We start from the raw sequence: 21,044 nt of genomic DNA, 5'->3' as shown, positions 1-21,044 counted from the left end.
GTCCGGTCGTCCTACCATCCGGTCATGAACGAACGGCGGTCAAGCGAGTCCGGTTTCCCGATCAAGGGCGTCTACACGGCGGCCGACCTCCCCAGCGACCTGGACTCCCGGCTGGGCGCGCCGGGAGATTTTCCCTACACCCGTGGGGTCTACCCCACCATGTACACCTCCCGCCCGTGGACCATGCGCCAGTACGCCGGCTTCGGCACCGCCACGGAGTCCAACGCGCGTTACCACCAGTTGTTGCGGGCCGGCACGATGGGCCTGTCGGTCGCCTTCGACCTGCCCACCCAGATGGGTTACGACTCCGACGACCCGATCGCGCACGGCGAGGTGGGCAAGGTCGGCGTGGCCATCGACTCCATCGAGGACATGCGGCTGCTCTTCGCCGGCATCCCGCTGGACAAGGTCTCCACCTCGATGACGATCAACGCGCCCGGCTCGGTGCTGCTGCTGCTCTACCAGCTCGTCGCCGAGGAGAACGGGGTACCGGGCTCGGCGCTCAACGGCACCATCCAGAACGACATCCTCAAGGAGTACATCGCCCGGGGCACGTACATCTTCCCGCCGAAGCCGTCACTGCGGCTGGTCGCCGACACCTTCGGCTACTGCCGGACCGAGGTGCCGAAGTGGAACACCATTTCCATCTCCGGCTACCACATGGCGGAGGCGGGCGCCACGCCCGTGGAGGAGATCGCGTTCACGCTGGCCAACGGCGTCGAGTACGTCCGGGCCGCGATCGCCGCCGGGCTGGCCGTGGACGACTTCGCCCCCCGGCTGTCGTTCTTCTTCGTCGCCCGCACCACCCTGTTGGAGGAGGTGGCGAAGTTCCGGGCGGCGAGGCGGATCTGGGCCCGACTGATGCGCGACGAGTTCGGCGCGAAGAACCCGAAGTCGATGATGCTGCGCTTCCACACCCAGACCGCGGGCGTGCAGTTGACCGCCCAGCAGCCGGAGGTGAACCTGGTCCGGGTCGCGGTGCAGGGGCTGGGCGCGGTGCTCGGTGGCACCCAGTCGCTGCACACCAACAGCTTCGACGAGGCGATCGCGCTGCCCACCGAGAAGGCGGCCCGGCTGGCGCTGCGTACCCAGCAGGTGCTGGCGTACGAGACGGATCTGACCGCCACCGTGGACCCGTTCGCCGGGTCGTACGTGGTGGAGGCGATGACCGCAGAGATCGAGGCGGCGGCGGACGCGCTGATGGCCCGGGTCTTCGAGTACGGATCGGCGGTGGACGCGATCGAGGCGGGCTTCCAGAAGCGGGAGATCGAGCAGTCCGCGTACCGGATCGCACAGGAGATCGATTCGGCCGAGCGGGTGGTGGTCGGGCTGAACCGGTTCGCCATCGAGGCGGAGGAGCCGTACGAGCCGCTGCGGGTGGACCCGACGATCGAGGCGGCGCAGGCCGCGCGGCTGGCCGGGCTGCGGGCCGAGCGGGACGGTGCCGCCGTGGAGCGGGCCCTGGCCGAGTTGCGGGCGGCCGCGTCGGGCACCGGCAACGTGCTGTACCCGATGAAGGCGGCGTTGCGGGAGCGGGCCACCGTCGGTGAGGTCTGTGGCGCGTTGCGTGAGGTCTGGGGCCGGTACCGCCCCACCGACCGCTTCTGACCTCGGCGTCACCCCTGCCCGTCGGGGCTCGCCGGTGGCGCAGCGTGTCGACCGGCCCGTCCCCGGGTATTCCGCTTTCCGTGATCACCTGGACGCACACGTTGTGCGGTCGGGTGTCGTTCGAGCGTGTGAACGTCCACGGGTGTCTGTCGCCGAGAGTGGTCGGATAGTTGTCGTACCGTCAGTTCCATTGGCGTGACCAATGCGACAATTCGGAACGACGGCAACCGGTTTCGAGGAGATTCTCGACCAGGGGACACGATTACGCGTTGTAGGAGGTGAAGGGCGGATGGCGGCGTTCGAACACGATCTACCTGCTGTCCCTCTCACCTACGGGCGCTCTAAGCAGGGCATACGTGACGCTGTGCGGTCCGATCATCACCGGAACGAGGTTGCGCAGAGTCACCGTCGGGGGGCTACGCTATCAGCGGTTCCCGATGATCCATCCATTTCTAGTGATCGAAGAGAATTCGACGTGACGAGTGCGTTGACGATGCCCACGGGCGAGCAGCTGGCGCCGTCCTGGCCGGCGGTGCCGTCCGGTGGCCTGCCCCTGCCCTTCGAGCTGGACCACCTGCTCGCCCTCCGGGTACCGGGCCTGATCGCCACGCGCCGTCACATCCACTCGCATCCGGAACTGTCCGGCGCGGAGTTCGAGACCGCAGCCCTGGTGGCCCGGGAACTCTCCCTCGCCGGGCTCCGCCCGCGACTGCTACCCAAGGGCAACGGGGTCATCTGCGACATCGACGGCCGCCCGGACGGGCCGGTGATCGCGCTGCGCGCCGACATCGACGCGCTGCCGCTGACCGATGTCAAGGACGTGCCGTACCGCTCCACGGTCGACGGGGTCTGCCACGCCTGCGGCCACGATGTGCACACCACCATCATGCTCGGCGTCGGCATGCTGCTCGCGCAGCTCGCCGACCTGGGCGAACTGCCCGGCCGGGTGCGGCTGATCTTCCAGCCCGCCGAGGAGATCCTGCCCTGCGGTTCCCTGGAGGTGATCGAGGCCGGCGGTCTCGACGACGTGGTGCAGATCTTCGCGCTGCACTGCGACCCCAGCCTGCCCGTCGGCCAGGTGGGCCTGCGGACCGGGCCGATCACCGCCGCCGCCGACAACGTCACCGTCCGGCTCGGCGGACCGGGCGGCCACACCGCCCGCCCGCACCTGACCGTCGACCTGGTCGACGCGCTCGGCCGGCTGATCACCGAGGTGCCCGCCCTGGTCAGCCGCCGGGTGCCGGCGAACAGCGGGCTGCTGTTGGTCTTCGGCCACGCCTCCGCCGGCACCCGGTACAACGTCATCCCGTCCGAGGCGTCCGCCTCCGGCACGCTGCGGGTGATGGACCGCGACGCCTGGGAGTCGGCCCCGAAGATCGTTGCTCAGGTGGTCCGCGACGTCATCGCACCGACCGGGGCCACGGTCGACCTGGAATATCTTCGCGGCCGGCCGCCCGTCTGCAACGACGCGCGGGCCATCGGGGTGCTGACCGCGGCCACCGCTGCCGCGCTCGGCCCGGAGGGCGTCGCGGAGACCCCGCAGAGCATGGGCGGCGAGGACTTCTCCTGGTACCTGGAGTACGTCCCCGGTGCCCTGGCCCGGCTCGGGGTCGGCCGCTCCGGGCCGAACGTGGACCTGCACCGGGCGTCGTTCGACGTGGACGAACGCGCCATCCCGGCAGGCGTACGGCTCATGGTGCAGACCGCGCTCCAGGCACTGGTGGAGTTGCGCTGACTCCCGGCGGTGCCGGCGTGCCGGCCGGTGCCACCAGAGCCGGCTCCACCGGCTGGTGCCGGCGTCGCCGGCGGCTCAACCACCACAACGCCCCCGCCGGCACGCCCAGCACCAGCAGCCACGGCAGGATCGCTCCGAGCACGGTGACCAGGACGGTCATCGAGGTCAGGAAGACCTTCCAGCCGCCGTTGAGCCCGACCAGGAAGCCGATCTGGCTCTCCTCCTCGGCGACCGTGGCGTCCGGCCCGACCAGGGTGACGGTGATCGTGGACAGTGCGGTCAGGTCGTCCAACCGGCGTTTCTTCGCCTCCAGCGAGGCGAGGTCGGCCTCGCGGCGGGCCAGCTCGTTCTCCACCGCCACCAGGTCACCGATCGAGGTGGCCTGGGCGAGCAGCCGGCGGGCGCTCTCCACCCGGGCCCGCTGGCTGGTGATCCGGGCGTCGAGGTCGATGGTCTCCTCGGTGACGTCCTGGGTGCCGATCTCCCGACGCTCCTGGCTACCGAGGCCCGCCAGCTCCTCCACGACCGCGTAGAACCGGTCCGCCGGCACCCGTAGTTCCAGCTCCGCCACGGCATCGGCGTCGGAGCTGCGGCGCTGGTCCCCGCCGACGAAGCCGCCGGCCCGGGTGGCCGCGGCGGTGGCGGTCCGCGCGGCGGCATCCACATCGTCCACCTTCACCCGGATCGATCCGGTGTAGATGATGGCCCGCTGGTCGACCCGGGTGTCCGTTGCCACGCCGGCGCCGTCCCGGGACTCGCCCGGCGCGCCGGCGCCACCCTCCTGGGCCGGCGCGGCGGCATCGGCCGTCGTGCCCGCCGCTGTCGACTCGTCGCCGCCGCGGCCACTTCCGCAGCCGGCGAGCACCAGCAGTGCCACCAGCGCCGCCACCGCCGCGGTCCCGTGACGGCGAGTTCTTCCGATCCGCATCCCCGTTCCCCTTTCCTCGTACCCGGCCGGGCGATAGCTCGGACGTCACGCGCCAGCCCGCGGGTTCCGGCAGACTGCGCTCAGGACGTCACGATTCGATATGGGAGGCATCACGATGCGGCTCACCAAGTACGCCCACTCGTGCCTGCGGGTCGAGCACGACGGGGGAGTGCTGGTCGTCGATCCCGGGATGTTCAGCGAGCCGGCGGTGGCGCTGGACGGGGCCGACGCGGTGCTGGTCACCCACGAGCACCCCGACCATCTCGACGTCGAGGCGGTCAACCGGCAACTGGAGCGGTGCCCGCTGGTCATCCACGGCCCCGCCGCACTGGCCGCCACGCTCGGCGACGCGGCCGAGGTGCTGCGCCCGGTCACCGCCGGTGAGTCGTTCACCGCCGCCGGCATACCGGTCCGCGCCCACGGCGGTCGACATGCGGTGATCCACCCCGACATCCCGGTGATCGACAACCTCGGCTACGTCCTCAACGACGTCGTGTACCACCCGGGCGATGCCCTGTTCGTCCCCGACGACATCCAGGTGGACACCCTGTTCGCCCCGATACACGCGCCCTGGTCGAAGTTCTCCGAGGTGGTGGACTTCATCCGGGCGGTGGCCCCGCGCCGGGTCTTCGCGCTGCACGACGCCCTGCTCAACGACAACGGCTACGCGGTGCTCGACCGGCAGTACACGGCCCTGTCCGGCAGCCACTACCAGCGGCTGGAGCCGGGCAGCCGGATCGACGGCTGAACCGATGCCCGACCCACCGTCCGACCTCGTCGAGCGGCTCTACCGCACGCCGCCGGACCGGTTCGTCACCGCCCGGGACGCCGCCGCCGCGCAGGCCCGGCGCGCCGGCGACCCGCGGGCCGCCCGCGAGATCGCCCGGCTGCGCCGGCCGACCGTGGCCGCCTGGCTGGTCAACCTGCTCGCCATCGAACGGCCGGAACTGGTGGCCGACCTGGCGCAGCTCGCCGAGGCCCTGCGCGAGGCCCAGCGCGAGTTGCGCGGCCCGCGCCTGCGGGAGTTGTCCGCGCAGCGGCGGGCCGTGGTCGGCGCGCTCATCGCCGAGGTGCGCCGGCTCGCCGGCGACGTCGACGGCGCCCCGTCGGCCGGGAAGCTGCCGCTGGCCGAGGTCGAGGCGACCCTCAACGCCGCCCTCTCCGACGTCGGGGTCGCCGAGCAGGTGCGCTCCGGGCGGCTGCTGCGGTCGGCCCACTACGCCGGGTTCGGCGAGGTGCCCCGGCCGCAACTGCGCCTGGTGACCGGCGGGGACGAGCCGCCAACCGCCGCGCCGGCCCACCGGGAACGGCCGCCCGACCGGGGCACGCTCCGCGCCGAACAGGCCCAGCGGGCCGCCCGCGCCGACCGGGTGCGCCGCCGCACGGCACTGGAGAAGGAACTGGCGCGGGCGCGTACCGACCAGGAGCGGGCCGAGTCGGACCTGGCCGGCGCGGTGACGGCCGAACACGACCGGGCGGCGGCCCTGGACGCCGTCGAGGCGGAACTGGCCGAACTCGAACGCCGCCGGGCCGTGGCCGAGCAGGAACTCAGCCGATCCCGGCTGGCCCGCCGGGCCGCCGAGCGGGCCGCCAGCACCGCGCGCCGCCGGGCCGGCGAGGTCGAGGCCGCGGTGGAGGCGTTGGCCGCCGAGGAGGGGGATGCCGATCCGGGCGGTGGACCGGCAGACTGATCCTCCATGACCCCGGAACAGGTCGCCGCGGCCAGCAAGCCGGCGGTGCTGGCGCTCGGGGAGGCGTACAACCGGTGCCCCACCACGCTGCGCCGAGCGCGGCTGCTCGGCATCTCCGGCTGGGCCTTCTACATCACGGGGCGGGCCGGCGCGCTGGGTGACGTGCGGGCCGAGACGGTCGCGGCCGCGCTGGGTTTCGTCGCGCCCGAGGCCGTGGCCGACGGATGGGACGCCGCCGCCCGCACCGTCCGGCCCTCCGAGGTGGCCGCGGCCAGCCTGGCCGAGTGCTGCCGGTGGGGCGAGGAGCACCTGGGCGACCTGCCCCGCGTCGACCGGCTCGCGGTGCTGGTGGACCGGACCGTCACGGCGGCCGACGCCAGCGGGATGCCGCTCTTCGCGGCGTGGCGGGCGATGCCGTCGCTCGCCGGCACCCGGGTGCCCGGGTCGCCGCCGGGCTGCGCCTGCTGCGGGAACACTTCACCGGCGCCCACCTGGTCGCCGTACGCGCCGGTGGGATGACGCCGCTGGAGGCGGTGCTGGCCGGCCCGGAGGGGGAGAGCGGCGCGATGGCCTGCGGCTGGCCGCCGCCGTACCCGCCGGTCGGGCCGCTCGTGCGGCGGCGGCTGTGGGCCGAGGCGATGACCGACCGGCTCGTCGCGCCCGCGTTCGCGGCGCTCGGCCCGGCCGACGGTGCCGAACTGGTCGAGCTGCTGGCCGCCGCGCGGGAACACCGGCAGGACTGAGCACCGGCCCCGGCGGTGGCCGGATCCCGGGCCCACAGGGGGCGGCGACCGGTGCGAAGGCGGCCGGTAGCAGACTGGTGGCGTGGGAGACGCGCTACGCCGACGCGGTGCCGGTGGGCCGGGACCGCAGCTCGGTGACGTAGTCGTCGGGCGCACCCGCCTTCTCGGCGGCGTTCGCGATCTCCGACACGTACCACGAGGTGGGCAGGCCGCCCTCGTAGCCGTCGAAGACGTAGACCCAGGCGGTGACGTCGCCGTCCAGCGTCGAGACGCGGACGGTCAGCTTCCGGTACGTGCCGGAGGTGACGCCCTCGATCTCGTCCAGCTGCGCCGCGTCGTACTGGTGGATGTCGTAGAGCGCGACGAAGACCCGGTCGCCCGGCGACTCGACCACCGTGCTGACCGCGCCCTCCCAGCCGATGACGTCCTCACCGGCGAAGGTGAGCCGCCAGCCCTCCAGCCAGCCGATGCCCACCATCGGAGAGTGCGGGCAGTAGGCGCGCATTCGGGCGGGGTCCAGGTTCGAGCCGTAGGCGGCGTAGTGACGCACGGCGATGACGATAGCCCCACCGGTGCGTGGGAGAGAATACGACGGTGCGTGTCGGACGCGCCGGGGGGAAGAAAGTCACTGTGAGCATCGACGAAGGGCGGTCGTGGTGAGCCGGATCGTGATCATCGGCGGGGGGCCGGCCGGCTACGAGGCCGCACTGGTGGCCGCCCAGCTGGACGCCGACGTCACCGTGGTGGAGGCCGACGGTGCCGGCGGCGCCTGCGTACTGTCCGACTGCGTGCCGTCGAAGACCTTCATCGCCAGCTCCGAGGTGGTGACCGGGTACCGCGACACCGAGGTGTTCGGGGTCCACTCCGACGGGCTGGAGGCGGTCACCGTCGACGCCGGGACGGTCAACGAGCGGGTCAAACGGCTCGCCCTGGCGCAGTCCGCCGACATCCACACCAAGCTGCTCAAGGCCGGGGTCACCTTCGTCTCCGGGCGGGCCCGGCTCGGCGAGGACACGCTCGGTCACACCCACCGCGTGATCGTCTCGCCGGACGGCGAGGAGGCCGCCTACGCGATCGACGCGGCGACGGTCCTGATCGCCACCGGTGCCACGCCCCGCCAACTGCCCACCGCCCTGCCCGACGGCGAGCGCATCCTGACCTGGCGGCAGGTGTACGACCTGCCCGAGCTGCCGCCACACCTGATCGTGGTCGGCTCCGGCGTGACCGGCGCCGAGTTCGCCAGCGCGTACCTGGCGATGGGGGTCGAGGTGACCCTGGTCTCCAGCCGGGACCGGGTGATGCCACACGAGGACGCCGACGCCGCGCAGGCGATCGAGCGGGTCTTCCGCACCCGGGGCATGAGCATCCTGAACAACGCCCGCGCCGAGGGCGTCCGCCGCACCGACAGCGGCGTCGAGGTCGAGCTCTCCGACGGCCGCAAGGTGTACGGCTCGCACGCGCTGATCGCGGTCGGCTCGATCCCCAACACCGCCGAGTTGGGCCTCGCCGAGTACGGCGTCGAACTGGCCCGGGGCGGGTACGTGACGGTGGACCGCGTCTCCCGGACCAACGTGCCCGGCATCTACGCGGCCGGCGACTGCACGGGGGTGCTGCCGCTGGCCAGTGTCGCCGCGATGCAGGGCCGGATCGCCATGTGGCACGCGCTCGGCGAGGCGGTCCGGCCGCTGCGGCTGCGTACCGTCTCCGCGAACGTCTTCACCGACCCGGAACTGGCCACCGTCGGTGTCTCGCAGGACGAGGTGGACGCCGGCAGGGTGCCGGCGCGACAGGTGATGCTGCCGCTGGGCGGCAACGCCCGGGCGAAGATGGACGAGATCGCCGACGGTTTCGTCAAGCTGTTCTGCCGCCCGGCCAGCGGCCAGGTGATCGGCGGCGTGGTGGTCGCCCCCAAGGCCAGCGAGCTGATCCTGCCGATCACCATGGCGGTGGAGAACAACCTCACCGTCAACGAGCTGGCCCAGACCATCACCATCTACCCGAGCCTCTCCGGCTCGATCAGCGAGGCCGCCCGCCAACTGATGCTCCACGAACTGGAATGACCCCACCCACCCACCCCACCCACCCCACCCACCCCTCGCCGATCATGGAGTTGTGGCAGCCGATTGGTGTCGGTTCGCGGCCTTTGTGAGGAGCCACAACTGCATGATCGTCAGACCGGGGTGGGGGGTGGGGGGGCCAGGTCGTTGACGCCCGTGTGACCGATGACGGCGAGCAGCGCCGCGAGGGCGATCCCGCCGAGGGCCAGTACGCCGCTGCTCCGGGTTCCAGGCATGCCTCAGCCTGTCGCCGGTGGCACCCCAGGCGGATCCGGGACGAACACCGAAATCCGTCCCAGGGACCACCCCTACCGGCAGTCGGGCATTCCCCTGGCCCGCCATGACCAGCGACACCTCGCCTCGGTAGGCCCGCGGTCACCGGTACGGGTCCGCTGACCACGGCATATCGAAGAAGGTTAACGGCTGGCGCGGTCGCCGAATCGTCTTCCGGCGGCGTACCGTTGTCGGCGCGCGGCCCGGTGCGCGTCGGGTCCCCCGTTCCTGATGCCCGGGCCGCCGCCGGGCCGCTGGCAGGTCCCGTGCCAGCGGCCCGGCCCCCCCAGGGCTGCGTCGGTCGTCAGTCCGGCGGTTGGTCGTACCGATCGAGCGTGGCCTTCGATGGCGGGGGTCGGCCCGTGGCCCACCACGGTTATTGGAATGCGGTGGCGCGCGAGGTGAGGGTACGGTCGCGGCATGTTTGGTGCGCTGCTGACGACGACGCCGGGGAAGCCTGGCGTGCCGCACTGACGTTTCTCGTCGACCCAGGCCCCGGGCGATCCGCCCGGGGCCTGGTGCTTTCCTCGGGTGACTGGTCGCGTCGGGCCGTACCAGCCCAAGGAGCGCGACATGATCGACCACCGCCGGCTCGGCCGGGAGCTTGACCTGTTCACCACCGACCCGCTCGCCGGCACCGGCCTGCCGATCTGGCTGCCGGCCGGCGCCGCCGCCCGGCACGCCGTCGAGGAGTACCTGCGTGGGCTGGAACGCCGCGCCGGCTACCAGCAGGTCTACACCCCGCCGTTGGGTCGGCGGGAGCTGTTCGAGGTCTCCGGGCATCTCGGCTACTTCGCCGGCGAGATGTTCCCACCGATGCGGCTGGGAGAGACCGACGACGAGTTGATGCTCCGACCGGCGCTCTGCCCGCACCATGCGCTGGTCTACCGGGCGCGCGGGCGTTCCTACCGGGATCTGCCGCTGCGGGTCGCCGAGATCGGTGGCATGTACCGGGCGGAACGCTCGGGGGTGCTCGGCGGGCTGTCCCGGGTCCGCGCCATAACCCTGAACGACGCGCACAACTTCTGCACCCTGGAGCAGGTCGGCCAGGAGGTGTCGGACATCCTGCGGCTGATCCGGGCCGCGCACGCCGCGCTGGGCGTGCGGCCGGCGGGCGTACGGCTGTCGCTGCGCGGGCCGGGGAGAAGTACGTCGGCGACGACGCGCAGTGGGCGCGCGCCGAGGACCTGCTCCGCGCCGCCCTCGACGGGGTGCCGTACACCGAGGCGCCGGGCGAGGCCGCCTTCTACGGCCCGAAGATCGACATTCAGGTGCGGGACGCGGCCGAGCGCGAGTACACCCTCTCCACCGTCCAGCTCGACTTCGACAAGCCGGAGCGGTTCGATCTGTCGTACACCGACGCCGACGGCGAACGACGGCGTCCGGTGATGGTGCACCGCAGCCTGGCGGGCAGCATGGAGCGGCTCTTCGCGTACCTGATCGAGGTACACGGGGGCGCCTTCCCGCCCTGGTACGCCCCGGTGCAACTGATCGTCCTGCCGGTCGGCGACGGCCAGGCCGATGCCGCGGCCGACGTGGCCCGACGGGCCATCGAGGCGGGACTGCGGGCGGAGGTCGACCACAGCGGGTCGCTCGGTGCCCGGGTCCGCGACGCGGTACGCCGCCGCATCCCGTACGCCGCGGTGGTGGGTGCCCGGGAGGCGGCCGACGGCCGGGTGGCGTTGCGGCTGCGCGACGGGCGATCGCTGGAGCCGCAGCCGGCGGCCGAGGCGATCGGGCTGATCGGCGCGGTGGTGGCCGCCCGCTCCGGCGACCTGCTGCCGGCCCGCTGAGGCCGACGGGCCGCCGCGGTCGCGGTCGGATCCGGCACCGGTCCGACCGCGACCGCGGCGGCCCCCGGCCTCACCAACTGGTCGGCAGCGGCATTCCCTCGGTGTAGCCGGCGGTGCTCTGCACGCCGATCAGCACCCGCTCGTGGAACTCGTCAAGGGTGCGCGCGCCGGCGTAGGTGAACGCGCTACGCACTCCCGAGATGATCTCGTCGATCAGGTCCTCCACGCCAGGTCGGGTCGGGTCCAGGTACATCCGGGCCGACGAGATGCCCTCCTCGAAGATCGCCTTGCGGGCGCGGTCGTAGGGGCTGTCGTCACCGGTACGGGCGCTGACCGCCCGCGCCGAGGCCATGCCGAAGCTCTCCTTGTAGCGCCGGCCGTCCTCGTCGGTGTAGAGGTCACCGGGGGACTCGTAGGTGCCGGCGAACCAGGAGCCGATCATCACGTTCGACGCCCCGGCGGCCAGCGCCAGCGCCACATCCCGAGGGTGCCGCACCCCACCGTCGGCCCAGACGTGACGGCCCAGGTCGCGGGCGGCCACCGCGCAGTCCAGCACCGCCGAGAACTGCGGCCGGCCGACCCCGGTCATCATCCGGGTGGTGCACATCGCGCCCGGACCGACCCCGACCTTGATGATGTCGGCACCCGCGTCGACCAGATCGCGTACCCCGTCGGCGGTGACCACGTTGCCGGCCGCCACCGGCACCGCCGGGTCGAGACCGCGTACGGTCCGCAGGGCCGAGATCATCCGCTCCTGGTGGCCGTGCGCGGTGTCCACGACCAGGGTGTCCACGCCGGCCTCCAACAGGGCCTTCGCCTTGCCCGCCACATCGCCGTTGATGCCCACGGCCGCCGCGATCCGCAGTCGGCCGTGGGTGTCCACCGCCGGCTTGTAGAGCGTCGCCCGCAGCGCCCCGGGCCGGGTGAGCACGCCGACCAGCCGGCCCGCGTCGTCGACCACGGGCGCCAGCCGCCGCCGGCCCGCCGAGAGCCGGTCGAAGCCGGTGCGCGGATCCGCGTCGGCGGGCACGGTGTGCAACTCGGTCGACATCACGTGCCGCAGCTGGGTGAACCGGTCCACGCTGACGGTGTCGGCCTCGGTCACCACCCCCATCGGGCGGCCGTCGTCGTCGACCACGATCACCGCACCGTACGCCCGCTTGGGCAGCAGATGGATGGCGTCGCCGACGGTGTCGTTGGGGCCGAGCGCGATCGCCGTGTCGTGCACCAGGTGCCGCTGCTTGACCCAGGCGACCACCTCCGCCACCACGTCGATCGGGATGTCCTGTGGGATCACCGCGATGCCGCCGCGTCGGGCCACCGTCTCGGCCATCCGTCGGCCGGCGACCGCGGTCATGTTCGCCACCACCAGTGGGATGGTGGTGCCGGTGCCGTCACCGGTGGCCAGATCCACGTCGAGCCGCGAACCCACCTCCGAGCGGGCCGGGGCCATGAAGACGTCGCTGTAGGTCAGGTCGTATCCGGGAGTCGCGCCACTGAGGAACCGCACCCGGCCATCATGACTCAGCCCAGCAGCAGCGCCACGGCCACTGCGACCATCACCACCGCGATCACGCCGTCGAGAACCCGCCAGACCCGCCGGCGCGCGAGCAGCGGAGCGAGCCGGTACGCGCCCGCACCGAGTGCGGCGAACCAGACCACGCTGGCCGCCGCCGCGCCGACGCCGAACAGCCAGCGGTGCGGATGCTGCTGGGCGATGCCGCCGAGCAGCAGCACCGTGTCGAGGTAGACGTGCGGGTTGAGGTAGGTGAAGGCGAGGCAGGCCAGCAGCGTCGGGCCGAGCCGGGCCGGCGGCCGGTCAGCCGGCACGAGCGCGGCGGGACGCAACGCGCGACGGGTGGCGAGTGCCGCGTACCCGAGGAGGAAGGCCGCCCCACCCCAGCGGATCGCGGTGAGCAGGACCGGGCGCCCGGCCACGATCGAGCCCACCCCGGCGATGCCCACCCCGATCAGCAGCGCGTCGGAGAGCGCGCAGGTCAACACCACCGGCACCACGTGTTCCCGGCGCAGGCCCTGGCGCAGTACGAAGGCGTTCTGCGCGCCGATGGCGACAATGAGGGCGATGGACAGGGAGAAGCCGGCGACGACGGAGGTGAGCATGTGGCCGACGGTAGAAGCGCCGCGTTTCCTGAGTCCAGCTAAGGATTCTTCAGCTGATTAAGCTCAGTTTCATGAACGGGCTCGACTCCACCCAGCTGCGTACGTTCGCGGCCATCGTCGCGGAGGGCAGCTTCGAGGCGGCGGCCCGGCTGCTGCACGTCACCCCGTCGGCGGTCAGCCAACGGATCAAGGCGCTGGAGGAGACCGTCGGGCAGGTGCTCGTCCGCCGCCACCGGCCCTGTGACGCCACCGAGGCCGGCCGCCCGCTGCTGCGCCTCGCCGGCCAGCTCGCGCTGCTGGAACGGGAGGCGCTGGCCGACGCCCGAGGGCCGCTCGGCGGCGATCGGGGCCGCACCCGGGTCGCCGTCGTGGTCAACGCCGACTCGCTCGCCACCTGGTTCCCGGCCGCGCTGGCCCGCCTGTCCGAGCAGCCGGAACTCTCCTTCGACATCCGGCAGGACGACCAGGACCACACCGCCGAACTACTGCGCGCCGGCACGGTCACCGCCGCGGTGACCGCCCAGCGCGAGGCGGTGCAGGGCTGCCGGGTACGCCGTCTCGGCGCGATGCGCTACCGCGCCCTGGCCGCGCCCGAACTGGCGGACCGCTGGTTCGCCGACGGGCTGACCCGGGAGTCGGCCGCCGTCGCGCCGGTGGTGGTCTTCGACCGCAAGGACCGCATCCAACACCGTTTCCTGCGTGCGGTGACCGGGCGCGCCCTCGACCCACCCGTGCACTACGTGCCGTCGGTGCCGGCCTTCAACGAATCGATCCGGCTCGGGCTCGGCTGGGGGCTGATGGCGGAGCAACTCGCCGACGCCGACGTGTCCGCCGGGCGCTGCGTGGACATCGCACCCGGCCGGGTGCTGGACGTCCCGCTGTACTGGCAGCACTGGCGGCTCGACTCGCAGGTGCTGACCGCGCTGACCGCCGCCGTCTGTGCCGTCGCCGCCGAAACCCTCCGCTGACTGACGCCCGGCACACCTCAGGCGATGGTGCAGATCGCCGCCCCTGCGGTGACCACCGCACCGACCTCGGCCGACAGGCCGCTGACCGTACCGGCCTTGTGGGCGTGCAGGGGCTGCTCCATCTTCATCGCCTCCAGCACCACGACCAGGTCACCCTCGGCGACCGTGTCGCCGTCGGCGACCGCGATCTTCACGATGGTGCCCTGCATGGGGGAGGTGAGCGAGTCCCCACTCGCCGCCGCGCCCGCCGTGTTCCCGCCACCCCGGCGGGTGGGCCTCCGTGCGGCCGGCGCGGACCCGACCGTACCGGCACCGAGACCGGCGGGAAGGCTGACCTCCAACCGCTTGCCGCCCACCTCGACCACGACGGTCTCGCGCTCCGCCGGGCCCGCGACGGAACCGGCGGCGGCGGTGAACGGCGGCACCGTGTTGTCGAACTCCGTCTCGATCCACCGGGTGTGCACGCCGAACGGCTCGGCGGTGAACGCCGGATCGCGGACCACCAGACGGTGGAACGGCAGCGCGGTGGCCATCCCCTCGACCACCATCTCGTCCAGCGCCCGGCGGGACCGCTCCAGCGCCTCCACCCTGGTCTCGCCGGTGACGATCACCTTGGCCAGCAGGGAGTCGAAGTTGCCGCCGATCACGTCGCCGGCCGAGATGCCGGTGTCGACCCGCACGCCGGGGCCGGTGGGCAGGCGCAGCGCGGTGACCGTGCCGGGGGCGGGCAGGAAGTTGCGGCCCGGATCCTCGCCGTTGATCCGGAACTCGATCGAGTGACCGCGCGGGGTCGGGTCCTCGGTGAACCGCAGCTTCTCGCCGTCGGCGACGCGGAACTGCTCGCGTACCAGGTCGATGCCGGCGGTCTCCTCGGTGACCGGGTGCTCCACCTGGAGCCGGGTGTTGACCTCCAGGAAGGAGATGGTGCCGTCGCTGCCCACCAGGTATTCCACCGTGCCGGCACCGTGGTAGCCGGCCTCCCGGCAGATCGCCTTGGCGCTGTCGTGGATCTGCGCCCGCTGGGCGGCGGTGAGGAACGGCGCCGGCGCCTCCTCGACCAGTTTCTGGTGCCGGCGCTGCAACGAGCAGTCCCGGGTGCCCACCACGATCACGTTGCCGTGCTGGTCGGCCAGCACCTGCGCCTCGACGTGGCGCGGCTGGTCGAGGTAGCGCTCGACGAAACACTCGCCCCGGCCGAACGCGGCGACCGCCTCGCGGGTGGCCGACTCGAACAGCTGCGGGATCTCCTCCATCGTGCGGGCCACCTTCAGGCCACGCCCGCCGCCGCCGAAGGCAGCCTTGATCGCGACCGGTAGCCCGTGGTCGACGGCGAAGGCCATCACCTCGTCGGGGCCGCCCACCGGGTCGGGGGTGCCGGGCACCAGGGGAGCACCGGCCCGCTGGGCGATGTGCCGGGCGGTGACCTTGTCGCCGAGGTCGCGGATCGCCTGCGGGGTGGGGCCGATCCAGGTCAGGCCGGCGTCGATGACGGCCTGGGCGAAGTCGGCGTTCTCGGCGAGGAAGCCGTACCCGGGATGGACCGCGTCGGCCCCGGCGCGGCCGGCGACGTCGATCAGCTTGTCGATGCGCAGGTAGGTCTCGCCGGCCGTGTCGCCACCCAGGGCGTACGCTTCGTCGGCGAGCGTGGCGTGCAGGGCATCCCGGTCGGAGTCCGCGTACACCGCGACGCTGTCCAGGCCGGCGTCCTGGCAGGCGCGGACGACGCGGACGGCGATCTCGCCCCGGTTGGCGATGAGTACCTTGCGCACCTCGGTGGCTCCTCCCGGCGGGTTACTGACCGGGAGTTTATCGGTCACCCCGCCGGCCCTAACGATCGCTCAGTGTGGGATGGGGCACTGCCCGGTCCGGGATATTCGAGCGGCGTGGTGTCGTACCGATGTGATCGAGTGCCGGTGACGATGATGGCCGACGAAGGCCACGAGCGGGGAGTACGAAAATGATCGAGACCAGAGGGCTGCGGAAGTCCTTCCGCAGCCGGGCCGGTCGGGAGACGAAGACCGTCGAGGCGGTGCGCGGCGTCGACCTGGACGTTCCGGCCGGCGAGATCTTCGGGTTCCTCGGCCCGAACGGCGCCGGCAAGACCACCACGCTGCGGATGCTGGCGACGCTGATCGAGCCGGATGGCGGCCAGGCCACCATCGCCGGTGCCGACCTGCTGACGGACCCGGGCGAGGTGCGCCGCCGCATCGGCTACGTCGCCCAGGGCGGGAGCACCTGGGACGAGTCCACCGCCCGTGAGGAACTGGTGCTCCAGGCCCGGATGTACGGCATCGGCAAGGCCGAGGCGCAGCGCCGGGCCGCCCGCGCGCTGGAGGCGTTCCAGCTCACCGAGTTCGCCGACCGCAAGTGCAAGACGTACTCCGGCGGCCAGCGGCGCCGGGTCGAGATCGCGCTCGGCATCATCCACGAGCCGAAGATCGTCTTTCTGGACGAGCCGACCACCGGGCTCGACCCGCAGAGCCGGGCACACATGTGGGACGAGATCCGGCGGTTGCGTGTCGACGGGATGACCGTCTTCATCACCACCCACTACCTGGACGAGGCCGACGCGCTCTGCGACCGCATAGCGATCATGGATCACGGCGAGGTGGTCGCCGAGGGGACGCCGACCGAGCTCAAGCGGGAGATCTCCGGCGACGTGGTGCAGGTCGGCCTCGACATCGCCGCCACCGGCGAGGCCGAGAAACTGCTCGACAACGAGGGGTACGTGAACCGGCTGGAGACCCTCGACGAGGGTGGGCTGCGGCTCTTCGTCGACGACGGCGCCACCGCCATACCCCGGATCCTGCGCCGGATCGACGGTGCCGGGCTCGACCTCAAGTCGATCGAGCTGCACCGCCCGAGCCTCGACGACGTCTTCCTCACCAAGACCGGCCGCTCGCTGCGCGAGTCCTGACCGACCAGGAGAACCTGATGAAGCTCGCCCGCGACACCTGGCTGATCTTCCAGCGGCAGCTGAACCTGCTGCTGCGCAACCCCGTATGGGTCTTCGTCGGCGTCTTCCAGCCGGTGATGTACCTCCTCCTCTTCGCCCCGCTGCTCAAGCCGGCGCTCGGCGCACCCACCCAGGCCGAGGCGTACAAGATCTTCGTACCCGGCCTTCTCGTGCTGCTGGCCATCTTCGGTGGCCTGTTCCAGGGCTTCGGCCTGATCGCCGAGCTGCGGGCGGGGGTCATCGAGCGGTCCCGGGTCACCCCGGTCAGCCGGCTCGCCCTGTTGCTCGGCCGCTCGCTGCGCGATGTGGTGTCACTGCTGACGCAGGCGGTGATCATCACGCTGCTCGCGCTCCTGTTCGACCTGCGCGTGTTCATCGGTGACCTGCTGCTGGCGTACCTGATGCTCGCTTTGATCGCGTTGATGACCTCGGCGGTCTCCTACGGCGTCGCCCTCAAGGTCAAGAGCGAGGACGCGCTGGCCCCACTGATGAACACGGTGGCCCAACCCGTGCTGCTGCTCTCCGGCATCCTGCTGCCGCTCGCCTTCGCGCCGGGCTGGTTGCAGGGTGTCGCCAAGTGGAATCCGTTCTCCTGGGCGGTGGACGGCACCCGGGCGCTGTTCAACGGGGACATCGGCGACGACCGGGTCTGGCAGGGACTGACCATCATCGCGGTGCTTGCCGCCGCCGGCGTCTACTGGGCGGCCCGCCAGTTCGCCCGCAGCGTCCGCTGACGGGCCGCGTCGATCTCGGATGTCAGTGCACGTGGGCGAGGGTCAGGCCGTCGGCGATCGGCAGCATCACCGCATCCACCCGCACGTCGGCCAGGACGTCGTCGTTGAACGCCGCGATCGCCCGGTCGTCGGCGCTCTGCGGCGCCACCACCCGGCCGTTACGGAGCACGTTGTCGATCGCGATCACTCCGCCGGGTCGCATCCTCGGCACCAGTTCGGCCCAGTAGACCGGGTAGCCGGTCTTGTCGGCGTCGATGAAGGCGAAGTCCAGGTAGCGCTCGTTCGGCAACTGACGCAGCGTCTCACCGGCAGGGCCGATGCGCAGCTCGATACGGTCGTCGACGCCGGCCCGGGCCCAGTAGCGGCGGGCGATGCTCGTGTACTCCTCGGAGATGTCGAAGCAGGTCAACCGCCCGCCATCGGCCAGCCCCCGGGCGATCGCCAGCGAGGAGAGGCCGGTGAAGGTGCCGACCTCCACCGCGTGCCGGGCGTTGAGCAGCCGGGTCAGGAACGTCAGAAAGGCGGCCTGTTCCGGCGCGACCTGCATCGACGCGTGGTCGGGCAGCAGGGCGAGCGTCTCGTCGGCCAGGTCGCGGACGACCTCGTCCGGCGGCGCACCATGGGCGACGAGGTACGTGTGCAACTCGTCGGTGAGCGGAATCGACTTGAGCGTCATGCTCGGAAACTAGCCGAGCGGTTCGACCATCTGGTTACCGGGCGCGACCTTCGTCCACAGATCGGTGATCCGGAGGTCCAACTCGGTGAGCAGGCGTCGCAACAGTGGTAGCGACAGCCCGACGACGGTGCCTGGATCGCCCTCGATCCGCTCCACGAACGGCCCGCCCAGCCCGTCGATCGTGAACGCGCCGGCCACCGCCAGCGGCTCGCCGGTCGCCACGTACGTGGCGATCTCGTGGTCGCTCACGTCGGCGAAGTGGACCACCGTGGAGGCCACCGCCTCGGCGCGACGCCCCGCCATCATGTCGATGAGACAGTGGCCACTGTGCAGCACGCCGCTGCGCCCCCGCATCCGCTCCCACCGCCGGGCGGCGTCCGCCGAGTCGTCGGGCTTGCCGAGGCTCTCCCCGTCGAAGGCGAGCACGGAGTCGCAGCCCAGCACGAGCGTGCGCTGGTCGTCGCCGGCGCGCAGCCGGGTCAACACAGCCTGCGCCTTCAGCCGGGCCAACTCCAGGCAGAGATCCTCCGCCCGTTCGGTCACCACGAGCGATTCATCGATTCCACTGACCAGCACGTCCGGTTCAATGCCGGCAGACTGGAGGGACTTGCGGCGAGCAGGGCTCGCCGAGGCGAGCACGAGACGGAGCGGCACGACATCTGACACGTCGCCGACGTTACCGGCTCCCCAGGTGCGCCACCCATCACGCCACCCCGTCCCGTAGGCCCGCGCGCCCTGACGCTCGCAGCCGTGCCTGCGTCGGCACCGCGTCCCGGACCCTGGGCCGCTCGGGGGTATACCTTCCCTTCGAGCTTGATTTCACGAAGAAGTATTCATTTCTCCGTGAAATCAAGCCTCCGAGGACAACTGCCCCTCGCCCTCGGCTCTCACCGCACGACACCGTCCCGAGAGCCTCGCCCCCGCTGTCAACCTCAGCGACTGACCCGCGGCGGCGGATCACCGGATCTGCGCCGCCGACGGAGAACCAACGCCCATGCGCCGCCGGCCGCCAGTAGAACGCCGAGCGTGACCAGCCCACGAACCGTCGCCGCGCGATCCTCGTCACCTCGTGGCCCGTCCGCCGCCGTGGTCGGACCACCATCCCCAGGCTCGGCCGCCGGCGCCGACTCGAAACCCCTCGGCGGTACGTCTGCCGTCAGCGCCGCCACCAGATCAATGACCCCGTACCCATACTGATCATCTCGCCCCGGAGGCCCCTTATCGATAGCGGTCGCAGTCAGTCGATGCGCCACCTCATCGGCCGGCAGATACGGATATTTGGCCCGAATCAATGCCGCCGCCCCCGCCACAATCGCCGCTGCCCCCGAAGTCCCCGTTCCTTTCGAGTAAGCGTCACCGTAACTGGTGCTGTAAATGTCGACTGCTGGCGCTACTAGGTCGATCTGAGGCCCAGCTACTGAGACGCTGGAATAGCTTCCATTGCGGCCGATGCCGCCTACCGCAATTACACTTCTTCCTGCGGCGGGCCACAAGACTTGCCCGTCATCTGGTCTATTGCCTGCCGCGGCAACGATTATTGTGTTGGCGAAGTTCGCGGCATCAATTGCTTGCAAGAGTCGGGCACTTACCCCGCCGCCACCGGAAATGTTTATGACGTCAGCTCCGGCGGAAACCGATCTTTCGATCGACTCTGCAAGTAGATCTGTGTCACCTTGTTTGTTCGAGTTGAAAACTCTAATTGGTAGGATTTCCGCCTTGGGGGCAACCCCAAGGGCTCCGACCCCATCTTGGCGTCCATGGGCAGCGATGAGGCCAGCCATTCCGGTGCCGTGACTGTTGTTGTCCTGCTGTCCGTTGGTGTCCCCGCCCGGAATCAGGTCAAAGCCTTCTAGAAGATTGTTGCGAAGGTCGGGGTGAGGGGAAACTCCGGTGTCGGGAACGGCGACCGTGACGCCTTCGCCGAGACTTACTCGGTGGGCCTCCGCGATATTTAGGTATTCTAAATGCCACTGATCCTCACGGATTCGCTCGGCGGTGTCGGACGGTGAGGTTTGAGCTGTGGTTGAATTGGATGTCGTGGCAGGCGCCATTAGCGTAAGCGCGATGATAAGTAATTGTGCAGCGCAAATATTCACCGGCCAAGGCCAATGGCTGGTCCAGGATCGACTGGCCCGTCTTCGTCTGGTGGTCGCACGATTGGTGCCACCCCCTGATCTGTCTCCCAGGGATAGTCTGGGTCCCACCGGCGCGACTTATCACCGTCTTGGTTCCGTTGGTTTTGGAGCCCACCGCTACCAGCCATGGGAGGGGTGCCGAAGCCAGGGGAGCCGCCGAAGGGAGGCAAATAAGGCCCTCCGCTGGACATCCGTCCGCTACCAGGGCGGGAGCCCGCGGCACCAGTTGGAGCGGTGCCAGCTGCCCCACCGCCGATCACCCCGCTGATTGGGTTGACTCGACGTGATGGGGTATTGCCTCCTCCTACCTGGCCGTGCCCGATACCGGGAACTCCGCCAATTATTCCTCCCGGTGGTGATACGGAGCGCGGAGGGTTGAGGGAGCCTGAGTGAGGTCCTGCAGGTGCGCCTCCGATCGCTGGACGCCCAACATGATTAGGTCGGATATGCCCACGTGGCAGAGTGTCGGGCAAGCTAGCTGATCCTGGAATCAGCGCCGGAGGAGTTCCGACGCCATGTGACGGGGAGATCGGCGCTGTGGATGTTGTAGCCTGCGGCATGGAGTTGGATAGAGCGGGCCCTGGCGCCGCGCCAGAACCTCCCAACACTGGTCCAATCTGAGGCGT

17 protein-coding genes and 2 pseudogenes are annotated in these 21,044 nt (G+C 71.2%); 10 read left to right on the top strand and 9 right to left on the bottom strand.

Annotated elements, in window-relative coordinates:
• Positions 1-24 precede the first annotated feature (24 nt).
• Both KIF24_RS26245 and KIF24_RS26240 read left to right on the top strand, forming a co-directional pair.
• Positions 25-1,608: an acyl-CoA mutase large subunit family protein gene (locus KIF24_RS26245; RefSeq protein WP_221086314.1), complete on the top strand. Its 1,584-nt coding sequence runs from the start codon at positions 25-27 to the stop codon at positions 1,606-1,608.
• A 475-nt stretch (positions 1,609-2,083) separates the two neighbouring features.
• A complete protein-coding gene (locus KIF24_RS26240; protein WP_221086313.1) occupies positions 2,084-3,343 on the top strand; it encodes an amidohydrolase in 1,260 nt (419 codons plus the stop codon).
• Here the strand turns inward: KIF24_RS26240 and KIF24_RS26235 are convergent.
• A complete protein-coding gene (locus KIF24_RS26235) occupies positions 3,300-4,271 on the bottom strand; it encodes a DUF4349 domain-containing protein (RefSeq protein WP_221086312.1) in 972 nt (323 codons plus the stop codon). The genes KIF24_RS26240 and KIF24_RS26235 overlap by 44 nt on opposite strands.
• 115 nt (positions 4,272-4,386) lie before the next feature.
• On the opposite strand from KIF24_RS26235, the gene KIF24_RS26230 reads away from it, so the two are divergent.
• From KIF24_RS26230 to KIF24_RS26220, 3 genes and pseudogenes are all read left to right on the top strand, one after another.
• Positions 4,387-5,019: an MBL fold metallo-hydrolase gene (locus KIF24_RS26230; protein ID WP_221086311.1), complete on the top strand. Its 633-nt coding sequence runs from the start codon at positions 4,387-4,389 to the stop codon at positions 5,017-5,019.
• Positions 5,020-5,023: 4 nt separating this feature from the next.
• Complete coding sequence (locus KIF24_RS26225) at positions 5,024-5,962, top strand: hypothetical protein (protein WP_221086310.1); 939 nt, start codon at positions 5,024-5,026, stop codon at positions 5,960-5,962.
• Positions 5,963-5,968: 6 nt separating this feature from the next.
• A pseudogene (locus KIF24_RS26220) lies at positions 5,969-6,705 on the top strand (SCO6745 family protein).
• Between the two features lie 94 nt (positions 6,706-6,799).
• On the opposite strand, the gene KIF24_RS26215 reads toward KIF24_RS26220, so the two are convergent.
• Positions 6,800-7,255: a gamma-glutamylcyclotransferase gene (locus tag KIF24_RS26215; RefSeq protein ID WP_221086309.1), complete on the bottom strand. Its 456-nt coding sequence runs from the start codon at positions 7,253-7,255 to the stop codon at positions 6,800-6,802.
• 106 nt (positions 7,256-7,361) lie between these two features.
• On the opposite strand from KIF24_RS26215, the gene KIF24_RS26210 reads away from it, so the two are divergent.
• On the top strand, positions 7,362-8,765 hold the full coding sequence (locus tag KIF24_RS26210) for an NAD(P)H-quinone dehydrogenase (protein ID WP_221086308.1): 1,404 nt from the start codon (positions 7,362-7,364) through the stop codon (positions 8,763-8,765).
• Between the two features lie 110 nt (positions 8,766-8,875).
• Here KIF24_RS26210 and KIF24_RS34190 read toward each other — a convergent pair whose 3' ends face one another.
• Positions 8,876-8,998, bottom strand: coding sequence for a hypothetical protein (locus KIF24_RS34190; RefSeq protein ID WP_269440641.1), 123 nt, complete (start codon positions 8,996-8,998; stop codon positions 8,876-8,878).
• Between the two features lie 610 nt (positions 8,999-9,608).
• Between KIF24_RS34190 and thrS the strand changes: the two are divergent.
• Positions 9,609-10,828, top strand: a pseudogene (gene thrS / locus KIF24_RS26200) (threonine--tRNA ligase).
• A 70-nt stretch (positions 10,829-10,898) separates the two neighbouring features.
• On the opposite strand, the gene KIF24_RS26195 reads toward thrS, so the two are convergent.
• Together KIF24_RS26195 and KIF24_RS26190 are read right to left on the bottom strand one after the other, a co-directional pair.
• Positions 10,899-12,338: a GuaB1 family IMP dehydrogenase-related protein gene (locus KIF24_RS26195; protein ID WP_221086307.1), complete on the bottom strand. Its 1,440-nt coding sequence runs from the start codon at positions 12,336-12,338 to the stop codon at positions 10,899-10,901.
• 14 nt (positions 12,339-12,352) lie between these two features.
• Complete coding sequence (locus KIF24_RS26190; protein WP_221086306.1) at positions 12,353-12,949, bottom strand: LysE/ArgO family amino acid transporter; 597 nt, start codon at positions 12,947-12,949, stop codon at positions 12,353-12,355.
• 71 nt (positions 12,950-13,020) lie between these two features.
• On the opposite strand from KIF24_RS26190, the gene KIF24_RS26185 reads away from it, so the two are divergent.
• Complete coding sequence (locus KIF24_RS26185; RefSeq protein WP_221086305.1) at positions 13,021-13,917, top strand: LysR family transcriptional regulator ArgP; 897 nt, start codon at positions 13,021-13,023, stop codon at positions 13,915-13,917.
• Between the two features lie 17 nt (positions 13,918-13,934).
• On the opposite strand, the gene KIF24_RS26180 is transcribed toward KIF24_RS26185, so the two are convergent.
• The gene (locus KIF24_RS26180; RefSeq protein ID WP_221086304.1) at positions 13,935-15,686 is read right to left on the bottom strand and encodes an acetyl/propionyl/methylcrotonyl-CoA carboxylase subunit alpha; all 1,752 of its coding nucleotides are present in this window, start codon (positions 15,684-15,686) and stop codon (positions 13,935-13,937) included.
• A 188-nt stretch (positions 15,687-15,874) separates the two neighbouring features.
• Here KIF24_RS26180 and KIF24_RS26175 point away from each other — a divergent pair, with 188 nt between their 5' ends.
• A complete protein-coding gene (locus tag KIF24_RS26175; protein WP_221086303.1) occupies positions 15,875-16,834 on the top strand; it encodes an ATP-binding cassette domain-containing protein in 960 nt (319 codons plus the stop codon).
• Positions 16,835-16,851: 17 nt separating this feature from the next.
• A complete protein-coding gene (locus KIF24_RS26170; protein ID WP_221086302.1) occupies positions 16,852-17,607 on the top strand; it encodes an ABC transporter permease in 756 nt (251 codons plus the stop codon).
• Between the two features lie 22 nt (positions 17,608-17,629).
• Here KIF24_RS26170 and KIF24_RS26165 read toward each other — a convergent pair whose 3' ends face one another.
• The 3 genes from KIF24_RS26165 to mycP form a co-directional block, all read right to left on the bottom strand.
• Positions 17,630-18,283, bottom strand: coding sequence for an O-methyltransferase (locus KIF24_RS26165; RefSeq protein ID WP_221086301.1), 654 nt, complete (start codon positions 18,281-18,283; stop codon positions 17,630-17,632).
• A gap of 9 nt (positions 18,284-18,292) precedes the next feature.
• Entirely contained in the window at positions 18,293-18,949 is a 657-nt protein-coding gene (locus tag KIF24_RS26160; protein ID WP_221086300.1) for a Maf family protein, read from the bottom strand.
• Between the two features lie 266 nt (positions 18,950-19,215).
• A complete protein-coding gene (mycP, locus tag KIF24_RS26155) occupies positions 19,216-20,334 on the bottom strand; it encodes a type VII secretion-associated serine protease mycosin (protein ID WP_221086299.1) in 1,119 nt (372 codons plus the stop codon).
• Positions 20,335-21,044: the final 710 nt, after the last annotated feature.

Origin of the sequence: Micromonospora tarapacensis (genome assembly GCF_019697375.1) — a bacterium.
Classification (GTDB): Bacteria; Actinomycetota; Actinomycetes; order Mycobacteriales; family Micromonosporaceae; genus Micromonospora; species Micromonospora tarapacensis.
The sequence above is the reverse complement of the archived record's forward strand: the minus strand, read 5'-3'. Positions and strand labels throughout refer to the sequence as shown.